Here is a 20,871-nt window from a genome sequence, read left to right on the forward strand (position 1 = left end):
GTGCACGCGACACGCCGAAGGGCGGAAGTTACTGCCGCGGTTCGAGCTCAGCTCACGGTTCGGCAGCACTCTCCGCTTCGGCCAGCTCCTTCAACGTGAGCAGTTGCTTGCGCATCATGACCACGTCGCCTATGGCCAGCAGTCGTCCGACTATTCGTGGCACGCTCATGCGCACCCGGGCGACCAGCCGCGTACCTTTCCCCTCTGGACGCACCGCATAGGTCACGGCGATGTTCCCGGCGATCAGGGTCATGCACTCATTCGGCACGAACGAAGCCAGCTCGAAGTGCGCCATGAAGTGTTGTCCCACTTCGAGTTCGACGAGGCGCGGGTCACGATGCCGCGGACTGGGGCGGCCCCAGTGGTCGAGCAGGTCGTAACTGTAAGGGGCGACGCGTAATTGGCACAGCCACGCGTAGACCAGGTCATGCGGGGCATCGATACTGATCGCTCGATCCACCTGTCGGCCATCGGGCCGCAGGTCATCACACGGGAGCGGCGCTTCGCACTCGGCTTCGGTGGCGCCCCAGACCAGCCCGATCATGCCGCGGCCGCGATCTGACGGAGCATCCGGCGCACCACGATCTTGTGACCGCCGCTGCCGATGACCAGCGCGCGATAGATCTTTCCGTGCGGCCCAGGGAAATTCGCCCAGGTCTTCGCGCGGACCCGGGTTCGGTTCGGGCCTTCGTCATCGAGCTCGAAGACCAGGGCGTACTTCGAAAACCAGTGCCGCCCTTTCATCGCCAGCCGGGCGGGCGCCGTTGCGGAATCCAGCACGAATCCGGTCGGCACGGTGGACGGGTCCGCCGGGTTTGTGCAGACGACCTTCAGCAAGGCCGTCCAGACCCGGTCGCGATTCGCGTCGACAGATCTGGCATGCTCATCAATATAGGACAATCGCTCCATATAGAAGGAACGTACTAGTACATGGCCCCGCCCCGCAAGCACGCCACCGACGTGATCCTCGACGCCACGCGCGCTTTGGTGCTCACCGACGGTCCCCGCGCTACCAGCGTGGCCGCGATCGCCGAGGCCAGCGGCGCCCCCGTCGGCACGCTGTACCACCGCTTCGGCAACCGCAACGGCGTGCTCACCGCCGCCTGGCTGCGCGCACTCGAACGCTTCCAAAGCGGAGTGCTGACCGCCGCCGACCACCCGGATCCCGTCGAAGCGGGCGTCGCCATGGTCCGCGCCGCCCTCAGCTTCGGCCGCGAATTACCCGACGACGCAAGGCTTCTCCTCAACCTCCGCGTCGCCGACCTCCTCGACGGCGCCCCCGACGACGACCTCCGCGCCCGCCTCGCCGCCATGAACGCCCCCTTGATCGACCACCTCCGCCGCCTCGCCACCGCCCTCTTCGGCCGCGCCGGCGACCGCGAAATCGACGCCATCAGCCGCGCCGTAGTCGACCTCCCCTACGCCGCCCTCCGCCGTCACGCCCACGCCCCCAGCCTCCCCGACTGGCTGGACACCGACCTCCCGTCCGCCGCCCGCACCCTCCTGACCTCCTACCGCCCGGATAGCACGTCGAACAGGAGGTGAAGTCGGCGACTCAGGCGGGGTCGGTGACGAGGGTCGGAGTCAGTTCCGCGAGGTCGGTGATCACGTGGGTGGCCAGCGCCAAAGCGTCGGGGGCCGGCGGGTATTCGGGGCGAGGGGCGGCGATGACGCGCATGCCCGCGGCGTGGGCGGAGCGCATGCCGTTGCTCGAATCCTCTACTGCGGCACAGTCGGCGGGGCGTTGGCGGAGGAAGGCGGCTACGGCCACATAGACATCCGGGGCCGGTTTGCCGCGGTCCACCTCTTCGGTGGAGAAGGTGACGTTGAAGAATTCGATCAGGCCGGTGCGGCCGAGGACGACGTCGATCAGCGCGCGCGGTGAGGAACTGGCGACGCCGAGCGGCCACTTCTCGCTCATCCGCTGGACCGCGTCGATGGCGCCGGGGAGCAGCGGGACTTCCCGGTCGTAGTGCGCGGCCATTCGCTCGATCACGTCGCGCGCCACGGTTTCCGGCGAGGCGTCGACGCCCAGATCGGTACTCAGGTATTCCGACCATTCCTTGGTACTCATGCCCATCAACCGTTGCTGAGCGTCGGGTAGCCATTGCCCGCCCCGCTCCGCAACGTAGTCCCGGCGAACCTGTTCCCATACCGGCTCGGAGTCGATCAGTACGCCGTCCATGTCGAAGACAACTGCCGTAATACCCATCTACCCAACGCCTTTCGCCAGCCGGACCTGTCATTACGCTCGCTGGCCGACGTTCATCGAGACCGCGCCGCCAACCTTCTGGTTCCCCCTGAGTAACCGGGATTGATGATCGCGAACCAGCCTAGGCCACACCGGGCGCTCCGGACCGGCCCACGAAACCCCCAAGTCGGCCCGAAATGCGAGCATTCGATGGGCAACCTATAACGTGTTCTGCATGACCGAACAACAGGCCGGTGAATCGCTGCCGAGCGAGGAGCACCACGAGGGCGCGTTCCGGCCGATGAGCGAGCTGATCGACGCGCACGAGCAGAACATCGACATCACCCGCGGTGGACCGCACTACGGGGAGTTCATCGAGCAGGTACGCGGGCTGATGGACCGCGTGCGACTCGCCTCCCCCTCGGACGAGCTGGCTGTCGAGACGATCGGCCTGCTCAAGCAGCTGAACGACAAGCTGGACGCCGCGATCGTCGACGAGTGGTCCACGCCCAACTGGACCAGGCACGACCTGCCCGGCCGCGGCAACATCACGCTGCCGCCGTTCGTCTTCGATCACGTCGGCCGCGACGGCGTCGACGCCCGCATCACCTTCCGCACCTACCACCTCGGCGGCAACAACGCCGCGCACGGCGGCCATATCGCGATCGCCTTCGACGACCTGCTCGGCATGGCCGCGGCGGTCTACGGCGGCCAGGTGACCAGAACCGCGTCCCTCACCGTCGACTACCGCTCCATCACCCCGCTGCGCACCGAACTCAAGGTCCGCGCCTGGGCCGAACGCCAAGAGGGCCGCAAGGTCTACGTCCGCGCCACCCTGCACGACGGCGACCGCCTCTGCGCCGAAGCCCACGGCCTCTTCATCACCCTCAAGCCCGGCCAGCCCTAACCCAACCCAACCCCGCGCACTCTTCCGCCGCCCGCGCACAATTCAGCCGACAATTTCGTGCGCAGCCGCAAGAAACAAGCGCGACAGGCGAAACCCTCCGCGGCCACGACGCAACGCGTCTCAGGGCGGGCCTGGGTCCATTAATCGCGGCTGATTTGCGTGCTCTGCATTTATGCATGAGATGGCTTGCTGGTCAGGGTGTTACAGGTTCGGGCCCACGGAGCGGGTGGAGTCGTCCGTGGGCCCGGTTGCTGCATGCGGTGCATGGATGCATCGTTTGTCTTGTGCGGCAACGCTGTCGATCAGCGTCCTGGGAAGTGTTCCGCTCGATACGCCCCGAACCGCTCGTCGACTTGGTCGGCGGTGAGGCCGAATTCCTCGAGGGTGTAGCGGTGGGCGGGACGGGCTGCGCCGGAAGTGCTTTCCGTGTGCAGGGCCGACATCGCCGATGTCGCGTCCTCGGTCAGGGGCAGGTCGAAGTGGCGGTAGATGGATTCGACGGTGCCGATCGGATCCGCGACGAAGTCGTCGTAGTCGACGTCGCAGAATTGGGCGGCGTTGTGGTGCTTGCGGTCTGTCAAGAAGCGATCGGCGCCACGGGCCCACAGATCCAGTTGGGCGGCACCGACTACCGGGCCGCGGAACTTGTCGGACCAGCCGGCCGAGGCCTGCTCGTTGAGACTGCACACCGAGGCGATGATGGTGCGCGGATCGCGATGCATCTGGATGACGAGCGCGTCCGGATACACCTCGAAAATGGCGTCCAGTGCAAATAAATGACTGGGGTTCTTCACCACCCAGCGCCGTCCGGCATCGGGCAGACCGATCAACTGCAGGTTGCGCCGATGCCTGCGGTAGGCGCCGGTCCAGTCCTGCTCGCGCAGCCACTCGGAGTAGCTCGGCAGATACCCGAGGCATTCGTAGGACACCGACATGGCCGACTGCCGCAGCAACTGCCAGCACTCCTCCACCTGGTCGGCGGAAATATGGTGCACGCCCATGAATTCGGGATGCTCCACGTGATGCTTCTCGAACGCCGCCTCGATCCGCTGATACACCGGATTGCTCGCCCAGGTCTCCCGCGGCGGCCGCGGCTGCGGCATCTCGGTGAGCCACATCTCCAAGCCCTGATGCGTCGGATCCGCGTTGAGCAGCCGGTGCACCGCCGTCGTGCCCGAGCGCGGCAGTCCGGTCACGAAGATCGGCCGCTCGATCGTCACCTCGGCGTGCTCCGGGAAGCGTTGCCACGCGGCCTCGCTGAGCAGCCGGGCGATCAGCGCCCCGCGCAGGAACGCGCGATTCACCTTGTTGCCGAACGGCGTCAGCTCCGCATCTTTGGCATAGGACTCGAGCAGCACCTCGAGCCCGGCGCGGTAGTCGTCGGCACCGAAATCGTCCAGCCCGACGACCCTGGTCGCCGACGCGTGCAGATCATCGATGGTCCCGACATCGTCCCTACCGATCAACGTCATCTCCTCAGTAGTGGTGCGCGACAAACGCACCCGATCAGTGGTGGTATTCGCCGCCGTTGACATCCAGGCACGCCCCCGTGATCGCGCGCGCCATGGGCGAGGCGAAGAACACGACGGCGTCGGCGATCTCGTCGGGCTCGGGCAGCTTGCGCAGATCGATGGTCTTGGCCGTCTCGGCGTAGACCTCGTCGGCGGTGATGCCGCGCTGTTCGGCGAGATAGTTGAAGTACCACTTCAGGTTGTCGGCCCAGATGTAGCCGGGGGCAATGGTATTCACCCGGATGCCGCGCGGCCCGAGCTCGGTGGCCAGGCTCTGCGCCAGCGCGAGCAGGCTGGCCTTGGCCATCTTGTAGGGACCGAAGGTGCGTCGCGAATGGCGCAGCACGGCGGAGTTGATCATCACCACCGAACCGTTGGACTCGGTGAGCGCGGGAATGAACAGTCGCGTCAACCGCAGCGCCGCAAGCACATTGGTCTCGAAACCGGCGCGCACCTGATCGAGGTCGACGTCGGCGAGGTCGGTGATCGGCGGGATCGCGAACGCGTTGTTCACCAGCGTGTCCACCCGGCCGAACGCGCTGTGCGCGGCCTCGACCAGATGCACGGCGGCGGCCTCGTCGTTGATGTCGGTCGGCACCACCACCGCCCGCCTGCCGAGCTCGGTGATTTCCTTGGCCACCTCGGTGAGCCGTGATTCGGTGCGCGACGCGAGCACCACGTCGGCCCCTGCCTTGGCGCTCTGCACCGCGATGGCGCGTCCGAGCCCGGGGCCGACTCCGGAGACGACAACTACTTTGTCCTGCAACAACATCAGCCGAGCATCCTTTCCGCGACGGCTGCCTGCCGTACCGCGATTCGTGCGCGCCATTCTTCCGGCGTGACGCGCGCCTGGTCGTAGTACGGAAGTCGTTGCGCCAGTTCGTCGACCGATACCACCTCGACCGTCGGACCGTCTTCGGGCTTCATGTCGCGGGCGAGGCGCTGCCAGCGGAACTGCAAATACCCGCGCTCGTGCCCGGTGCGTTCGATCCAGTTCGCCAGCCCGGGATTTCGCTCGCTGACCACCAGCCGGATCATCCCGTCGGGGTCGACGCGCGCCTGGTCGGCGGTGAGGCTGGTCTGGTGGTTGATGTAGTCCAGCGACAGGTACCACATGCTGCCGAGCTGGAAACCCTGGTACGGCGCATCGGATTTCGGCACCGTGATGATCATCGCCTGGTCGTCGGTGAGCTCGTAATGGCCCGCCGAGGAGAACTGCGTGGTGAGACCGCCCGGCGTGGAACGAGGTTCGGTCATCGTGTTCACCGGTAGATTCAGATAGAACCACTCGGGAAAGGCCAGGAAGGTCTTCAGCCGGGAGATCAGCATTTTGCCCGCGACGCCGTACCGCTTGGTCAGCACGTCCTTGGTGAGCGGCGGCGGCGCGTCGCCCATGCCGTCGACCCGCGCGATCCGGATCGTACCCGGCTTTTCGTTCGGCCAATCGCTGTAGACCTCGCGGACCACCAGCATTGCCGAGTCCGCGGCGAGATGCACATATCCCGGGCGCGCTTCGCCGGGACCGAGCCGGAGTTCGTAAGAACCGTCCGGACCGACTTCCAGCGAACGGTCGTCGAAGGCGGTGAGACTGTCGGGCACGTCCACCGGCGAGTAGTTGCCGTTCAGCACCTGGAAGCTCAGATCCCTTGTGGTGCCACGCTTTCCGGTGACCACGTATTCCGCGTCCGGTCGCAGGTAGGAGTGGAAGTAGAGCGTGTCCGGGTTGTCGAGGCCCATTTTCGTGTACGGCCCGGTGGACTGGACGAAGAACGGGAAGTCCCGCTCGTACGCCCATGCCATCTGCAGGGCCGCGCGGATGCTGCCCGCCAGGTAGTCGTAGCCCTCGACGAGGTCCTGCTCGGTGCGGATGTGCGCGGCCTCGGTGATGATCTTTTCGGCGGCGGCGATGGCTTCCGCGAACGGCTGTGTCAGCAAAAGGTCTCCATTGAATCGCGGTGTTCCAAATATGTACCACTCTGGTACATTTCGTTTGAGGCAAGATTAGAACGTGTTCTAGGAGTGGTCAATGGTCGGCCGTAGATCCGCACCTACCGTGCGGGTGGTGCAGGTATTGGATTTCCTCGTCGAGCAGCGCGGCAAGCGCTTCGGCTTGTCCGAGCTCGCGCGAACGCTCGACCTGGCGAAACCCACCTGCCTGGGCATCCTGACCGAGCTCACCGCGGGCGGCTACCTGGTCCGCGACGCCGACACGCTGACCTACGGCCTCGGACCCGCGCTGATCGCCGCGGGCCGGGTGGCCCAGGACAGCTTCGCGATTTCCGCGCTCGCCCGTATCGAGCTGGAGAAACTCACCGCGCGGTACCGCACCACCTGCACCGCATCGGCCGTGGTCGGCGAGCAGATCATGGTCCTGGAGAGCACCGGGCCGGGGCTGGTCAAGGTCGGCGCGGCCTACCACTTCGCGCCGCCGGTCGGCCTGATGTACGTGCTGTGGAATACCGACGCGGCGTTCAACGCCTGGCTGGCGAAACCGGCGACCGTGCCGTTGCAGCAGGACGAGGCGCGCCTGCGGCAGATCGTCGCGGAGTGCCGTGCGCGCGGGTATCTGGTCGAAAGCCTGACCACCGCGGGCGGCAGGCTGTACTCGATGCTGGCCGGGTTCGCGGCCCGCGAATTGCCCGATGAGCTGCGCGAACTGGTCGGCGAGCTGGTGACCAGCCTCGGTGAGCGCGTGTATGTAGGCACCGATCTGCGGCCGCGTAAGGAACACCCCGTCAGCCTGCTCGCCGCGCCGACCTACGGCGGCGACGGCAGGCAGAACATGGTGTTGACCATGTATGTCGGCGCGTCCATCACCGGTGCCGAAATCGACCGGCGCGGAACGGCTCTCGTCGCGGCGGCGGACGCCGTGACCGCCGCTTCGGGTGGTCGCCGACCTGCGCGGACGGCGCCGCAGCCGTGATCCGCGCGCCACGCGCCACGGTCCGCCGACCCCGATTCCAGCAATCGCCGGAATGTGAAACGGTTTTCGCCGAGAATGACAGCACGCCGCGTCGGATACGCCGCGAGCTGTTGCCAACGATCGAAACGTGTTCTAGTTTTGCGGTGTGAGCCAGTACGCGAAGTCGACGGCGAGCACCTACGAGCTGCCTCATCTGGACGCGCTCGAGGCCGAGTCGGCACATATATTCCGTGAAGTAGCGGCGACATTCGAACGTCCGGTGTTGCTGTTCTCCGGCGGCAAGGACTCGGTGGTGATGCTGCACCTGGCGGCCAAGGCCTTCTGGCCTGCGCCGCTGCCGTTCCCGGTGCTGCACATCGACACCGGGCACAACTTCGACGAGGTGATCGCCTTCCGCGACGAGACGGTCGCGCGGTTCGGGCTGCGACTGGTGGTCGGCAGCGTGCAGGACGATATCGACGCGGGCCGCGTGGTCGAAGAGACCGGACCGCGCACCTCGCGCAACCGGTTGCAGACCACCACGCTGCTGCGGTCGATCCAGGAGGGCGGTTACGACGCGGTCTTCGGCGGCGCGCGACGCGACGAGGAGAAGGCACGTGCCAAGGAGCGCGTCTTCAGCTTCCGCGACCGGTACGGCCAGTGGGATCCGCGCAGCCAGCGACCGGAGCTCTGGAACCTGTACAACGGCAGACACCGTGCGGGCGAACACATTCGGGTGTTCCCGCTGTCGAACTGGACCGAGCTCGACATCTGGACCTACATCGCCGCCGAGGGCATCGACCTGCCGCCGCTCTACTACGCGCACCGCCGCCCCGTGGTGCAGCGCGACGGAATGTTGCTGGCGCACACTCGCTTTCTGGAACTCCTGGACGGCGAGGAACCGACGGAGACGACGGTGCGGTTCCGCACGGTCGGCGACGCCACCTGCACCGGCTGCGTGGAGTCGACCGCGGCCACCCCCGCCGAGGTGGTCACCGAGGTCGCCGCGGCCCGGGTCACCGAGCGCGGCGCCACCCGCGCCGACGATCGAATCTCCGAGGCGGGCATGGAAGATCGCAAACGAGAGGGTTACTTCTGATGACCGCAACACTGCTGCGCCTCGCCACCGCGGGCAGCGTCGACGACGGCAAATCGACCCTCATCGGCCGCCTGCTCTTCGATTCCAAGACGATCTTCACCGACCAGCTCGCCGCCGTGGAGCGCACCAGCCGCGACCGCGGCGACGACTACCCGAACCTGGCCCTGCTCACCGACGGACTGCGCGCCGAACGCGAACAGGGCATCACCATCGACGTGGCGCACCGCTATTTCGCCACGCCCCGGCGGAAATTCATCATCGCCGACACCCCCGGCCACATCCAGTACACCCGCAACATGGTGACCGGCGCGTCCACCGCCGACCTCGCGCTGATCCTGGTCGACGCCCGCAAAGGGGTGGTGGAGCAGACCCGCAGGCACGCGTTCCTCGCCAGCCTGCTCGGCATCCCGCACCTGGTGCTGTGCGTGAACAAGATGGACCTGGTCGACTGGTCACAGGCCAGGTTCGAGGAGATCCGGACCGAATTCGCCCAGTTCGCTTCGAAACTCGACATCTTCGACCTGACCTTCGTGCCGATGTCCGCGCTCGACGGCGAGAACATCGTGCACCGCGGCGCGAGCATGCCCTGGTACGAGGGCACTCCCCTGCTGCACCATCTCGAAGAGGTGCACATCGCCTCCGACCGCAACCTCATCGACGCGCGGTTCCCGGTGCAGTACGTAACCCGCAGCCATGCACAGGATTTCCGCGGCTACGCGGGCACGGTGGTCGGCGGCGTGTTCAAGCCCGGCGACGAGGTCGCGGTGCTGCCTTCGGGATTCACCACCACCGTCGAGGCGATCTGGGGTCCGGGCGGCAAGGCAGTGGCGGAAGCCTTTCCGCCGCAAGCGGTCACCATGCAGCTCGCCGACCACCTCGACGTGTCCCGCGGCGACATGATCTGCCGGCCGAATAACCGGCCCACCGCGGGACGCGATCTGGACGCGATGGTCTGCTGGTTCGCCGACGAAGCACAGCTCACGCCCGGCTCGACCTACACGATTCGGCACACCACCCGCACCGCCACCGTCGAGGTGCGGACACTGGACTACCGGCTCGACGTCAACACCCTGCATCGGGACGAGAACGCGGAATCGTTGTCGCTCAACGAAATAGGTCGCGTCCAGCTGCGTACCCGGCAGCCGCTGCTGTTCGATCCGTATCGCCGCAATAGGTTCACCGGCAGCTTCATCCTGGTCGACGACACCACCAACAACACCGTCGGCGCGGGCATGATCACCGGCCCGAGCCTGCCGTCGTCGCGGGTGGTCTGGCATTCCACCGCGGTCGGCCGCGAGGAGCGCGCGACCCGTGGGCTCACCGTCTGGCTGACAGGCCTGTCCGGCTCCGGAAAGTCCACCGTCGCCGTAGAACTCGAACGCCGACTGGTCGCGGCGGGCCGCCCCGCCTTCCTGCTCGACGGCGACAACTTGCGGCACGGACTCAACGCCGACCTCGGCTTCAGTGCCGCCGATCGTGTCGAGAACGTCCGCCGTGTAGGCGAAGTCGCCCGCTTGTTCGCTGAAGCCGGTGTGGTAGCGGTGGTTTCGCTGATCAGCCCGTACCGCGCCGACCGCGATCGAGTTCGCGCGGCGCACCTGGAGACAGGCATCCCCTTCGTCGAGATCTTCGTCGACACCCCATTGGACATCTGCGAGGCCCGCGATCCAAAAGGCATGTACGCGAAGGCCCGCGCCGGTGAGATCCGCGGCTTCACCGGCATCGACGACCCCTACGAGGCACCCACCGAGGCCGAACTCGTCCTCCGCCCCGACGACGGCGACCCGGCGGCGATGGCGGCCACCATTCTCGCCCGCCTGTCCGGGCTGGACTAGATCGCCCAGTCGAGCGGCACAGGACATTTCGCGAAGGGGCCTGTGCCACCCGACAACGGCTGTCGGCCTGGGTTGGCAGAATGCCCAACACGCTGCAGTGATGAGCGCTCCGGTCACCCCCTATCGAGCGCGACGGTCATTGGCGACACCCCCGAGCGGGCCTACCCTCGGGAACACCGATCCGGACGGGCGGGGTTCGGCCAGCGCCGCATGCCCTCGTCGAGGACGACAGAGAGCGGAGACATGGGACCACTGCACGGAGTGAAAGTCATCGAGATCGCCAGTCTCGCGCCCGGCCCGTTCGGCGCGATGATCCTGGCCGATCTCGGCGCGGAGGTGCTGCGAGTGGACCGCGGTGGTGCGCCCGGCGCGGGCATCGTCTCGCCGGAGGGTCCGCTGGATCGCGGAAAGCACAGCATCACACTGGATCTCAAGCAGCCCGCCGACCGCGAGTCGCTACTCGCGCTCACCGACCACGCCGACGTGCTCATCGAAGGGTTCCGGCCCGGTGTCGCCGAACGCCTCGGCTTCGGTCCCGCCGACCTGGCCGCCCGCAACCCGCGCCTGATCTACGGCCGGATGACCGGCTGGGGTCAGGAGGGCCCACTGGCGCGCACCGCGGGTCACGATATCGACTACATCGCGATCTCCGGTGCGCTCGGGCTCGTCGGCCGCGCCGGGGAACCGCCGGTGCCGCCCGCGAACATGCTCGGCGACTTCGCCGGCGGTGGCCTGTTGCTCGCGCTCGGCGTGCTCGGCGCGCTGTACGAGCGCGAACGTTCCGGCAAGGGCCAGGTGGTCGACGCGGCCATGGTGGACGGTTCCGCCCTGTTCACCGCGTCCATGCACGGCCTGCACCACCTCGGCCTGTGGAACTTTCCCCGTGGCGAGAACATGCTCGACGGCGGCGCACCGTTCTACGACTCCTATGAATGCGCCGACGGTGCGTACATGGCGGTCGGTTGCGTCGAGATCCCGTTCTACAACCAGATGCTCGCCATCCTCGGCATCGATGACCCCGACCTGCCGTTCCAGCTCGACAAGAACGGCTGGCCGCAGCTCAAAGAGGTGCTCGGCGCCAAGTTCAAGGAGCGCACCCGCGACGAATGGGCCGAGGTGTTCGCGGGTACCGACGCCTGCGTGGCCCCGGTGCTGAGCCCGTGGGAGGCGCACGAGCATCCGCACAACAAGGCTCGCAATGCCTTCATCGAGGTGAACGGCGTGCTCCAGCCCGCGCCGGCGCCGCGTTTCGACCGCACTCCGATCGATACCCCGGCACCGCTGTCCGCGGACCCGGAACAGGTCCGAAAGCTGCTGTCCGGCTGGGGTGTTCAAGCCGAGCAGATCGATCGCGTGACCAGCTGAGCCGACTTCGGCTCGAAGCCGCTTCCCGTGCTCTACCTTTGAAAGATGCGCGGGGAGTGGCTGCTGATCGAGTGCATTCGCGATGCGCCGACCGTGCTGGCCATCGGCCGCGAGCCGGTCGGCCTCGAACCGCTCGATAAAGTGTTGCGGGGCCAAGCACTTCGCACTGCGGACCATGCCATCACCCAGATCCGCGAGACCGGGCAGCGCTACGAAGAATTCTCCCGAACCCGCGACGAGCATGTCATCGCCGAGCCTGTCGCGAACGTCCTGCACATGGTGCACGGCGTGCGATTGTGGATCGGCCGGCTGGATGATCCCGTGCCGCCGCGCACCCGCTCCGGCGCGTGGGACTGGAATCTGGAAAAGATGACCGCGCTGGCGACCGAGGAGATGCACGATATCTACGCGGTGCCGCCCGAGCGACGCAGAGACGAGATATCCCGGGTGTCCTCGCTGCGGCACGTAACGGCCGCCGACGATCAGGCCGAGGCGCTGGCCGCCGCGCTGTCGGCGGACGAGAGTCTGGTGTATCAGACCACCTGGCAGATCACCCGCGACGACCAGGTGCGCCGGGATATCAACTGGGTCGCGCGCGGCGGCATGGTCGACGGACAGCGGTTTCTGCACGGCCTCACCCACGACATCACCGAGGGCGACGACGCGGACGCGCCGCTGCCGCCGCGCACCTTCGCCCAGGCCCTGGTCGAGGCCGAGCTGGGTGCCGAGCCCGGCGTCTACCACGCGCTCGTCGACTTGAAGACGCTCACCGCGTACCGCTGGCTCACCGACGAAATGCCCGGCGTTGCTTGGGAACTTACCGGCGATCCGGGGCGCGATCCGGCGCTGCATCCCGACGATCTGCCGATCGCCCGGCGGATCGCCCGCGCGCTGCCCGCCGGTCCGGTGACGGGCACCGTCCGGCTGCGCGACACCGACGGCCACTGGATGACGGTCGCCGTCGAGGCCAGGCAGGTACTGCTGAGCCGAGCACCCGAGGTGGCAACCGCCCTGGTCAGGCTGTCTCGCGTCGAGCCGCCGACTTAGCCCGTCTCACCCGCTCGACCGTAAGATACAGTAGTTGTCACATGTCTCGAAAGGACGGCTGATGCGTTCCACGCTGCTTTCCCGGCGCGATCTCGACTTCCTGCTCTACGAGTGGTTGAACGTCGAGGAGCTCACCAAACGTGGGCGCTACGCCGATCATTCGCGCGAGACCTTCGATGCCGTGCTCGAGCTCAGCGAGCAGCTGGCCACCAAATACTTTGCGCCGCACAACAAGCTGAACGACGCGAACGAGCCGACCTTCGACGGCGAACGGGTCACCATCATTCCCGAGGTCGCGACCGCGCTGGCCGCCTTCGCCAGGGCCGGATTGCCCGCCGCGGCAATGGATTACGACCTCGGCGGGGCTCAGCTGCCGATCACCGTGGCGCAGGCGAGCTACGCCTGGTTCCAGGCGGCCAACCCCGGCACCTCGGGCTACTCGTTCCTCACCGTGGCGAACGCGAATCTGCTGCTCACCCATACCGGTCCGGAGTTCACCGAGCGGTTCGTCCGCCCGATGCTCGAGGGCCGGTTCTTCGGCACCATGTGCCTGTCCGAGCCGCAGGCGGGTTCGTCGCTGGCCGACATCGTCACTCGCGCGGAACCGCAGGACGACGGCACCTACCGGTTGTTCGGCACGAAGATGTGGATCTCCGGCGGCGACCACGAGCTCGGCGAGAACATCGTGCACCTGGTGCTGGCGAAGATCCCCGGCGGTCCGGCGGGCACCAAGGGCATCTCGCTGTTCGTCGTGCCGCGGTTCCTCGTCGACGACGACGGCGCGGTCGGCGAACGCAACGATGTCGCGCTGGCCGGGCTGAATCACAAGATGGGCTTTCGCGGCACCGTCAATACCGTGCTCAACTTCGGCGAGGGCCGCTGGACGCCGAACGGCGCGGCGGGCGCGATCGGTTACCTGGTCGGCGAGCCGCACCGCGGGCTCAGCTACATGTTCCACATGATGAACGAGGCGCGGATCGGCGTCGGCATGGTCGCGTCCGCGCTCGGCTACACCGGCTACCTCGAGTCCCTCGACTACGCCCGCACCCGCGAGCAGGGTCGGGCGAAGCTGCCCGCCGACCCGTCCGCCCCGCAGCGGCCGATCATCGAGCACGCGGACGTCAAGCGAATGCTGTTGGCGCAGAAGTCATATACCGAGGGTGCGCTGGCGCTCGTGCTCTATTGTGCCCGGCTGGTCGACGAACAGCACACCACCGATTCGGACGAGGAGAAACGCGCGCTCACGCTGCTGCTCGACATCCTGACGCCGATCGCCAAGAGCTGGCCGTCGCAATGGTGCCTGGAGGCGAACAATCTCGCCATCCAGGTGCTCGGCGGCTACGGCTACACCCGCGAGTACAACGTCGAACAGCACTACCGCGACAACCGGCTCAACCCGATCCATGAGGGGACGCACGGCATCCAGGGTCTGGATCTGCTGGGACGCAAGGTAACCCAGCAGGGCGGCGCGAGTCTCCTCGCACTCAACGAACGAGTGCAGGGCACCGTGGCCGCCGCCCGCGCGGCCGGCGGCGAGGCGGCCGAGCTTGCGGCGCAACTGGATTCGTCATGGCAGCGCCTGGTTGAGGTGACCGCGGGACTGTTCGCCACCGGCGACTTCGAGGCCGCGCTGGCCAACAGCTCGGTCTATCTGGAGGCCTTCGGCCACATCGTGCTCGCTTGGATCTGGCTGGAGCAGTGGCTGGCCGCCGCCGCACACACCGGCGACTTCTACGACGGCAAGCGGCACGCGGCCCGGTATTTCTACCGGTTCGAGTTGCCCAAGACGGCACCGGCATTGGACCTGCTCGCCCGGCTCGACGTCACCACGCTGGAAATGCGCGACGCCTGGTTCTGATTCGGTACACGCATCGAAGGATGTACCATTTTCCGATGACCACCCCGAGCCAGCGAACCACCCGCCCGCCAGGACGACCGGCGTCGGCCACCCGGGAAGAGGTCATCGACCTTGCGCGACAGGCCTTCCTGGCCGGCGAGCGGGTGGACATCCAGGCGATCGCCGCGCAGCTCGGGCTCAGTCGCGCCTCGGTCTACCGCTGGTTCGGCTCGCGGGAGGGCGTGCTCGGCACGGTGCTGGCCGGTGAGTTCGCGGCGCTGCTCACCCGTGCCGACGCCCGGCGGCGTTCCACCGGGGCCCGGCGCATTCTCGACGTGCTGTACCGGGTCAATCGCTGGATGACCGACAACGTGCCGTTCCGGCGGTACTTCGAGAACGAGCCCCTGTCCGGGCTGCGGATTCTCACCGCGAGCGACGGGCCGGTGCAGCCGCTGGTGGTCACCACCGTGCGTGAACTGATCGCCCGCGCCGAACGCGAAGACGGCTACCGGCCCCCGGTGGCGCCGGACCTGTTGGCCTACACACTGGTCCGCCTGGGCGAGGCATTCCTCTACAACGATAATGTCGCAGGCATCCGAGGGGATGTCGACCGGCTGCACGAGGTACAGGCCGCGCTGCTCGGCATCCCCGAGGCGATCACCAGACCTCCCACCGGAAGCTGACATGTCGGACTCATTGCTGCACAAGCATTTTCCTGCTCTCGCCGACACGTTGCCGTATGTGCGACTAGGTACCGCGCCGACGCCGATCCGGCCGCTCGAGGTCGGGACCGGAGTTCCGCTGTGGTGCAAGGACGACAGCGGCTACGGTGACGGCGGGTGGGGCGGCAACAAGGTTCGCAAGCTGGAATGGTTGCTGCCCGAAGCCCATCGACGCGGGGCGCGGACCATCTTCACCGTCGGTGGCACGGGCACCAATTGGGGGCTCGCCACCGCGTTGTACGGACGTGATCAGGGCATCGAGACGGTGCTCGCGCTGGTCGATCAGCCGATGGACGACCATGTTCGCGAACAGCTGCGGCGGTTGGAGAAGTCCGGTGCCACAATACATTTCACGCATACCAAGCGGCGGACCATGGTGACTGCACCCTGGTTGTATTTGCGGCACATGCAAGGTCGGGTCCGGCCGTACTTCCTTCCGGTGGGTGGTTCGTCGCCGATCGGTGCGCTCGGTTACGTCGAAGGCGCGCTCGAATTAGCCGAGCAGATCGCGGCGGGTGCGCTGCCGGAGCCGAGCCATATCGTGACGGCCGTCGGATCCGGTGGCACCGCAGCGGGTTTGGCGCTCGGGCTGCGGTTGGCCGGGCTGCGGACGCGCGTCGTCGGGGTGGTTGTCAATGATTCGCTCCCCCTCGATGCCCCGCATATCGCCCGGCTGGCAGGGCGTGCGGAGCGGCTTTTGCGTTCGCGTGGTGCGCAATTCGAGCCGACCGGCTTGGGACCGGACGATCTGACCATCACTACGGATTGGCTCGGCCCCGGCTATGGTCACCCGACTCCCGCCGCCAGGGAGGCGCAGAGCCTGGCGGCGCAGGACGGATTGCGGCTCGAGACCGTGTACACCGCCAAGGCCTTGGCGGCCGTGCTGCACCTCGACAACACGGCTGGGTTCGGTACCGGACCTGTGTTGTTCCTCAACACGTACGGACCGCGGTAACTCGCCGCATTACCGCAGACCACAGCCTGAATCGGACAATCTCGACCTGTCGGTGCCGGTCAGTACATTGGAGGCGTGACCCTGCCGAATTGGCTCGACCTCGTTGCGCTTTCGGTGACCGTGCTGGCGGCGTTCGTCGGCTGGCGCCGAGGTGCGATCACCGCGGTGCTCGGCCTGCTCGGCGTCCTCGTGGGCGCTGGGCTGGGGGTTGTCATCGCGACGGTGGCACTCTCCCATCTGGAACCCGGTCCCCTCCGGCTGCTGATTGTCGTGCTGCTCATCGTCGCGTTGGTCGCCGTTGGTGAAACCGCAGGCCATCGACTCGGGCACGTCGCGCGCCGGGCGGTGCGTGGGCCGGCCGCGCAGCGGGCGGATGCGGTCGGCGGTTCGTTCGTGCACGCCGCCGCGGTGCCGCTCGCGGTGTGGCTGTTCGCGGTGCCGTTGACCATGGCGCCCAGCCTGGCCTCGGCCGTGCACGATTCGCGGGTTGTCCGCACAGTCGACGACGTCGCACCGTACTGGTTGGCGAGCCTGTCGAGCAAGCTCACCGCTCCCCTGGTCGATGCCGGACTGGTCCTTCCGCTGGCCCCGCCGGATCCGAGCGTCCTCGACAGCAGCGTCCCCGCCGACCTGCAGAAGAGCGTATTGCGCGTCTCCGGTCCGGCACCCGCCTGCGCGCGCAAACAGTTCGGTTCCGGCTTCGTCATCGCCCCCGAGCGCGTGCTGTCCAACGCACACGTTGTCGCAGGCACCAGCAACGTTTCGGTCGACACTCCCAGCGGTCCCCTGCCCGCCACCGTCGTGCAATTCGACCCGGTCCTCGACCTGGCAGTACTCGCGGTCCCAGGATTAACCGCGCCACCGGTCACTGTCGCACCCGAGCCGGCCAAGTCCGGCGCGGACGCCATCGTGCTCGGCTACCCGGCCGGTGGCCTATACACCGCGGCCGCCGCCCGCATCACCCAACGAACCGTGAACCGAGTCCCCGACATCTACCGCAGCAGCACCAGTGAACGCTCGGCCTACACGCTGAACGGCGCGGTCCACGAGGGCGACTCGGGCGGCCCCCTCGTCGACACCCAGGGCCGCGTCCTCGGCATGGTCTTCGGCGTCGACGCCAACGACGTCAGCATCGGCCTCGCCGCAACCCTGCCCGAGCTACTCCAGCACCTAGGTCAATCCGACACCGCCGTCAGCACTGGCGCCTGCATCGCTTAGACCGGACATGGTTTTCGTCGACGGCCGACACGACCGATTCTCGGTTGACAGGCAGGGCACAGTGGATCCTTGTGGGGCGCAACGACGATACCGACTCGATCCGCCGGATGGCCGGGCTGGCTACGCCGATGGCGTTGCGGGTGGCGGTGACTCTCGGGCTGCCGGATCGGCTGCTCGGCGAGGGTGCTGCTGTTGCTGAACTCGCGGTCGAGCTGGCCGTCGATTCTGTCGCGCTCGAGCTACTGCTGGAACATCTTTCGACCCTCGGGCTCGTCGAGCGGACTGCCACCGGCTACCGGACGACCGAGTTCGGAGCGAATCTCGGTGCCGATGCCGGAAATGGTCTGATCGACCTCCTGCATCTGGATGCCGCGGGCGGTCGCGCCGAGCTGGCGTTCGTCGAACTCGCGCACACCGTCACCACCGGGCGAGCGGCCTACCCGCACCGCTATGGGCAGGACTTCTGGGCCGATCTGGCCGAATATCCCTGGCTGCGTGCGTCATTCGACCGGCAGATGACGAACCGGTTCCGCGAGCAGCTGCCACGGATCGTCGCTGGATTCGATTGGTCCCGGTTTTCTACGGTCGTCGATGTGGGTGGCGGACAGGGCGGCGTGCTCGCCGCGATCTTGGCCGCGCACCCTGGAATGCACGGCCATCTGGTCGATCTCGAACCGACTGCCGATGCGGCCCGTCGTACCTTCAACGCGCACGGACTCGACGGGAGGGCACAGGTCACGGCGGGGAGCTTCTTCGACCCGCTGCCGTCAGGTGCGGAGGCCTACTTGCTGGTCGACATCCTGCACGACTGGGATGACGAGCACGCCCACCGCATCCTGAGCCGGTGCGTCGAGGCCGCCCCATCTGCCGGGCGCGTGCTGGTCATCGAACCCGTCGGCGGGATGCGGGCTGCGAGCGAATTCAACCTCGCCATGCTCGTGATGTACGGCGGGCGCGAGCGTCGGATCGACGAGTTCCGTACGCTCGCTTCGGCGCACGGCCTGGTACTGGACACGGTGATAGACCTGACCGAGCAACGCTGTCTGCTCGAATTCCAGCTGATCCGATGAGGGTCAGGCGGCGTCGGCGATGATCGCTACGCCGCTCGCCGCGTCCAGCAGTGGAAGCGTTTGCGCCGCGGCGTCGTCCACGTGGATGCGCGGGTGTGGTGGGAGTTCGCCCTCGTAATAGGTACCGGGACCGTAGAACTGGCCGTACTTCACGACTACCCCGTCAATGGCGAGGACGGCGGCGTCGTGGTCCTGGATGACATCGGCCCGGCCCGCGGGTTCCCATGCGATGCTCTGGGCGAGGAAGCGTTTCGCGCCGGCGGCGTGGGCGGCCGCGATCAGGTTGTGGGTGCCCTCGGTGCGGATGCGCGAGTTCGCGTCGGCCGACTCGGCGAGGCGGGCGACGTTGTCGGGGAGGTCGGTCAGCTGGTGCATGACCATGTCGGGACGGAAGTCCACGACGGCGGCGGTCAGTGCGTCCAGGTCGTAGACATCGCAGATCACCGGGACGGCTCCGGCGTCGCGTACCTGGCCGGCTTTGGTGGCCGATCGGGTCATGCCCGCGACCTCGTGGCCCGCCGCGACGAGCAGCGGGACCAACCGTGTTCCGATCACGCCGGTCGCCCCGGCCAGAAAGATCCGCATCATTCCACCCTAGTGATCTGCTCGGGTGTGAGACGTTCAAGGTGTCGTCAGCGATTTGTGAGGAACTTGCATGCACACGTCAGTAGTGGCACTACCCCAAGGCAAGGTGCGCGGTAACGTCACCGGATCAGTGCACGAATTTCTTGGCATCCCTTACGCGGCAGCACCATTGGGTGCCGCCCTGTTCCAGGCCCCCGGCCCCGCACCCAGCTGGGACGACGAGCGCGACGCTACCCACTTCGGCCCCACCGCACCACAATTGGGCTACCAGGAACCTATGCGCTCGATCCTGCACAATCCCGCGATCGAGGGCCCCGAGTTCCTCAACCTCAATGTCTGGACCCCGGATCCGTCGACCTCGGGCCTCCCGGTGATGGTTTGGATCCACGGCGGCGCCTACCGTCTCGGTTCCAGCGCGGTCTCGGTCTACAACGGCCACGCGTTCGCCCGTGACGGCGTCGTCCTGGTCAGCCTCAACTACCGCCTCGGCGCCATCGGCTTCGCCGCCCTCGACGGCACCCCCGCCAACCGCGGCCTCCTGGACCAGATCGCCGCCCTGCAGTGGGTCCGCGACAACATCTCCTCCTTCGGTGGCGACCCGGGCCAAGTCACCCTCTTCGGCGAGTCCGCAGGCGGCATGAGCGTCGCCACCTTGCTCGCCTCCCCCTTGACCGAGGGCCTGTTCCACCGCGCGATCATCCAGAGCGCCAACGGAACCATCGCCTCTACCCTCGAAGACGCGCGACTGGTCGCCGCCGATTTCGCCGGCCGTCTCGACACCGCCCCGGAATCCGCTCCCATCCCCGCACTGCTCGAGGCCGAACAGAACCTCGTCCTCGACTTCACCCTCAACCAAAACCCGAGCCGCTGGGGCGAATCCACCATCGCCGCGGGCTTGGGCCTGATGGCCTTCCACCCCACCATCGACGGCCACACCCTCACCCAGCTCCCGCTCGCAGCCATCGCCGAGGGCGCGGCCGACACCATCCCTCTCATCGTCGGCACCACCGCCGACGAATTCCGCCTCTACTCCGCGCCCACCGGCCTCACCACCGCCCTGACCCCGGAGTCCCTCAGCAACGTCCTCGCCGCCCGAGGCCTGGACCCGGCCATCGCCGACACCTATTCCGCCAACCGCCCCGACGCGACTCCCGGCGATGTCATGGCTGCCATCCTCACCGACTTCGCCTTCCGCATTCCCACCGTTCGCCTGGCCGAAGCGGCCACCACCGCCTACGCCTACGAATTCGCCTGGCCCACAACCCATCTAGACCTCCGAGCGTGCCACGCCATCGAAATAGCCTTCGTCTTCGACACGCTGGCCGCCGAAGGAACAAAGATGCTGCTAGGCCCCGACACCCCACCGCAAACCCTCGCCGCCGAAATCCACCGCGCCTGGGTGAATTTCGCGCACGGCCGCACCCCATGGGCCGCCTACAACCCCGACACCCGCCCCGTCATGACCTTCAACACCCCCCGCTCCCAACTGGTCGCCGATCCCCGCGCCGACGAACGCGAGCTCTGGAACAACCTCAGCTGACCGAGTTCCCCGGAGATCGAGTCGAGTCAAAAGGCACCGCGCCGAAGACCGTTTCGAGCACGGCGGCACCGGATTCCAGGTAGACCA

At 67.3% G+C, this 20,871-nt stretch carries 20 protein-coding genes; 13 read left to right on the forward strand and 7 right to left on the reverse strand.

What is annotated here, in order from left to right:
• Window positions 1-52: 52 nt before the first annotated feature.
• Together ACFWF1_RS06035 and ACFWF1_RS06040 are read right to left on the reverse strand one after the other, a co-directional pair.
• The gene (locus tag ACFWF1_RS06035) at window positions 53-544 is read right to left on the reverse strand and encodes a hypothetical protein (RefSeq protein WP_379285817.1); all 492 of its coding nucleotides are present in this window, start codon (window positions 542-544) and stop codon (window positions 53-55) included.
• Entirely contained in the window at window positions 541-909 is a 369-nt protein-coding gene (locus tag ACFWF1_RS06040) for a hypothetical protein (protein ID WP_379285819.1), read from the reverse strand. The genes ACFWF1_RS06035 and ACFWF1_RS06040 overlap by 4 nt, the downstream gene beginning before the upstream one ends.
• Window positions 910-930: 21 nt before the next feature.
• Between ACFWF1_RS06040 and ACFWF1_RS06045 the strand changes: the two genes are divergently transcribed.
• Window positions 931-1,545: a TetR/AcrR family transcriptional regulator gene (locus ACFWF1_RS06045; RefSeq protein WP_379285821.1), complete on the forward strand. Its 615-nt coding sequence runs from the start codon at window positions 931-933 to the stop codon at window positions 1,543-1,545.
• 10 nt (window positions 1,546-1,555) lie between these two features.
• On the opposite strand, the gene ACFWF1_RS06050 is transcribed toward ACFWF1_RS06045, so the two are convergent.
• On the reverse strand, window positions 1,556-2,212 hold the full coding sequence (locus ACFWF1_RS06050) for an HAD family hydrolase (protein WP_379285822.1): 657 nt from the start codon (window positions 2,210-2,212) through the stop codon (window positions 1,556-1,558).
• Window positions 2,213-2,426: 214 nt separating this feature from the next.
• Between ACFWF1_RS06050 and ACFWF1_RS06055 the strand changes: the two genes are divergently transcribed.
• Window positions 2,427-3,098: a PaaI family thioesterase gene (locus tag ACFWF1_RS06055; RefSeq protein ID WP_379285823.1), complete on the forward strand. Its 672-nt coding sequence runs from the start codon at window positions 2,427-2,429 to the stop codon at window positions 3,096-3,098.
• Window positions 3,099-3,400: 302 nt separating this feature from the next.
• On the opposite strand, the gene ACFWF1_RS06060 is transcribed toward ACFWF1_RS06055, so the two are convergent.
• From ACFWF1_RS06060 to ACFWF1_RS06070, 3 genes are read right to left on the reverse strand one after another with little or no spacing between them, the layout of a single operon-like run.
• Complete coding sequence (locus ACFWF1_RS06060) at window positions 3,401-4,564, reverse strand: sulfotransferase family protein (RefSeq protein WP_379285825.1); 1,164 nt, start codon at window positions 4,562-4,564, stop codon at window positions 3,401-3,403.
• 40 nt (window positions 4,565-4,604) lie between these two features.
• Window positions 4,605-5,381 carry an SDR family oxidoreductase gene (locus ACFWF1_RS06065; RefSeq protein WP_357384474.1) on the reverse strand — a complete coding sequence of 259 codons (777 nt, stop codon included), beginning with the start codon at window positions 5,379-5,381 and terminating at the stop codon, window positions 4,605-4,607.
• Window positions 5,381-6,544, reverse strand: a complete 1,164-nt coding sequence (locus ACFWF1_RS06070) for a hypothetical protein (RefSeq protein WP_379285827.1) — start codon at window positions 6,542-6,544, stop codon at window positions 5,381-5,383. The genes ACFWF1_RS06065 and ACFWF1_RS06070 overlap by 1 nt, the downstream gene beginning before the upstream one ends.
• Window positions 6,545-6,635: 91 nt before the next feature.
• Here ACFWF1_RS06070 and ACFWF1_RS06075 point away from each other — a divergent pair, with 91 nt between their 5' ends.
• The 10 genes from ACFWF1_RS06075 to ACFWF1_RS06120 all read left to right on the forward strand — a co-directional run bounded on the left by ACFWF1_RS06075 (window position 6,636) and on the right by ACFWF1_RS06120 (window position 18,659).
• Window positions 6,636-7,532 carry a helix-turn-helix domain-containing protein gene (locus ACFWF1_RS06075; RefSeq protein WP_379285829.1) on the forward strand — a complete coding sequence of 299 codons (897 nt, stop codon included), beginning with the start codon at window positions 6,636-6,638 and terminating at the stop codon, window positions 7,530-7,532.
• Between the two features lie 145 nt (window positions 7,533-7,677).
• Window positions 7,678-8,610 carry a sulfate adenylyltransferase subunit CysD gene (cysD, locus tag ACFWF1_RS06080; protein ID WP_379285830.1) on the forward strand — a complete coding sequence of 311 codons (933 nt, stop codon included), beginning with the start codon at window positions 7,678-7,680 and terminating at the stop codon, window positions 8,608-8,610.
• Window positions 8,610-10,445: an adenylyl-sulfate kinase gene (gene cysC / locus ACFWF1_RS06085; RefSeq protein ID WP_379285832.1), complete on the forward strand. Its 1,836-nt coding sequence runs from the start codon at window positions 8,610-8,612 to the stop codon at window positions 10,443-10,445. Before cysD ends, cysC begins: the two co-directional genes overlap by 1 nt.
• A 243-nt stretch (window positions 10,446-10,688) precedes the next feature.
• Window positions 10,689-11,810 carry a CaiB/BaiF CoA transferase family protein gene (locus ACFWF1_RS06090; protein WP_379285834.1) on the forward strand — a complete coding sequence of 374 codons (1,122 nt, stop codon included), beginning with the start codon at window positions 10,689-10,691 and terminating at the stop codon, window positions 11,808-11,810.
• Between the two features lie 45 nt (window positions 11,811-11,855).
• Window positions 11,856-12,857: a GAF domain-containing protein gene (locus ACFWF1_RS06095; protein ID WP_379285836.1), complete on the forward strand. Its 1,002-nt coding sequence runs from the start codon at window positions 11,856-11,858 to the stop codon at window positions 12,855-12,857.
• Between the two features lie 61 nt (window positions 12,858-12,918).
• A complete protein-coding gene (locus ACFWF1_RS06100) occupies window positions 12,919-14,715 on the forward strand; it encodes an acyl-CoA dehydrogenase (RefSeq protein WP_379285838.1) in 1,797 nt (598 codons plus the stop codon).
• Between the two features lie 35 nt (window positions 14,716-14,750).
• Window positions 14,751-15,377: a QsdR family transcriptional regulator gene (locus tag ACFWF1_RS06105; RefSeq protein ID WP_379285840.1), complete on the forward strand. Its 627-nt coding sequence runs from the start codon at window positions 14,751-14,753 to the stop codon at window positions 15,375-15,377.
• Window position 15,378: 1 nt separating this feature from the next.
• Window positions 15,379-16,371, forward strand: a complete 993-nt coding sequence (locus ACFWF1_RS06110; protein WP_379285842.1) for a 1-aminocyclopropane-1-carboxylate deaminase/D-cysteine desulfhydrase — start codon at window positions 15,379-15,381, stop codon at window positions 16,369-16,371.
• Window positions 16,372-16,446: 75 nt separating this feature from the next.
• Entirely contained in the window at window positions 16,447-17,589 is a 1,143-nt protein-coding gene (locus ACFWF1_RS06115) for a MarP family serine protease (protein WP_379285844.1), read from the forward strand.
• 71 nt (window positions 17,590-17,660) lie between these two features.
• Entirely contained in the window at window positions 17,661-18,659 is a 999-nt protein-coding gene (locus tag ACFWF1_RS06120; RefSeq protein ID WP_379285845.1) for a methyltransferase, read from the forward strand.
• Between the two features lie 3 nt (window positions 18,660-18,662).
• Here ACFWF1_RS06120 and ACFWF1_RS06125 read toward each other — a convergent pair whose 3' ends face one another.
• Window positions 18,663-19,244, reverse strand: coding sequence for an NAD-dependent epimerase/dehydratase family protein (locus tag ACFWF1_RS06125; RefSeq protein WP_379285846.1), 582 nt, complete (start codon window positions 19,242-19,244; stop codon window positions 18,663-18,665).
• A gap of 70 nt (window positions 19,245-19,314) precedes the next feature.
• Here ACFWF1_RS06125 and ACFWF1_RS06130 point away from each other — a divergent pair, with 70 nt between their 5' ends.
• A complete protein-coding gene (locus ACFWF1_RS06130) occupies window positions 19,315-20,784 on the forward strand; it encodes a carboxylesterase/lipase family protein (protein WP_379285848.1) in 1,470 nt (489 codons plus the stop codon).
• The last annotated feature ends 87 nt before the right edge of the window (window positions 20,785-20,871 follow it).

The sequence above is a fragment of the Nocardia sp. NPDC060255 genome (assembly GCF_042727395.1).
Classification (GTDB): Bacteria; Actinomycetota; Actinomycetes; order Mycobacteriales; family Mycobacteriaceae; genus Nocardia.

Coding starts and splice junctions, on each gene's coding strand:
- ACFWF1_RS06095 (WP_379285836.1), top strand. CDS start 11,856: ATGCGCGGGGAGTGGCTGCTGATCGAGTGCATTCGCGATGCGCCGACC.
- cysC (WP_379285832.1), top strand. CDS start 8,610: ATGACCGCAACACTGCTGCGCCTCGCCACCGCGGGCAGCGTCGACGAC.
- ACFWF1_RS06055 (WP_379285823.1), top strand. CDS start 2,427: ATGACCGAACAACAGGCCGGTGAATCGCTGCCGAGCGAGGAGCACCAC.
- ACFWF1_RS06105 (WP_379285840.1), top strand. CDS start 14,751: ATGACCACCCCGAGCCAGCGAACCACCCGCCCGCCAGGACGACCGGCG.
- ACFWF1_RS06045 (WP_379285821.1), top strand. CDS start 931: ATGGCCCCGCCCCGCAAGCACGCCACCGACGTGATCCTCGACGCCACG.
- ACFWF1_RS06130 (WP_379285848.1), top strand. CDS start 19,315: ATGCACACGTCAGTAGTGGCACTACCCCAAGGCAAGGTGCGCGGTAAC.
- ACFWF1_RS06035 (WP_379285817.1), bottom strand. CDS start 544: ATGATCGGGCTGGTCTGGGGCGCCACCGAAGCCGAGTGCGAAGCGCCG.
- ACFWF1_RS06040 (WP_379285819.1), bottom strand. CDS start 909: ATGGAGCGATTGTCCTATATTGATGAGCATGCCAGATCTGTCGACGCG.
- ACFWF1_RS06065 (WP_357384474.1), bottom strand. CDS start 5,381: ATGTTGTTGCAGGACAAAGTAGTTGTCGTCTCCGGAGTCGGCCCCGGG.
- ACFWF1_RS06090 (WP_379285834.1), top strand. CDS start 10,689: ATGGGACCACTGCACGGAGTGAAAGTCATCGAGATCGCCAGTCTCGCG.
- ACFWF1_RS06110 (WP_379285842.1), top strand. CDS start 15,379: ATGTCGGACTCATTGCTGCACAAGCATTTTCCTGCTCTCGCCGACACG.
- ACFWF1_RS06125 (WP_379285846.1), bottom strand. CDS start 19,244: ATGCGGATCTTTCTGGCCGGGGCGACCGGCGTGATCGGAACACGGTTG.
- ACFWF1_RS06100 (WP_379285838.1), top strand. CDS start 12,919: ATGCGTTCCACGCTGCTTTCCCGGCGCGATCTCGACTTCCTGCTCTAC.
- ACFWF1_RS06050 (WP_379285822.1), bottom strand. CDS start 2,212: ATGGGTATTACGGCAGTTGTCTTCGACATGGACGGCGTACTGATCGAC.
- ACFWF1_RS06075 (WP_379285829.1), top strand. CDS start 6,636: ATGGTCGGCCGTAGATCCGCACCTACCGTGCGGGTGGTGCAGGTATTG.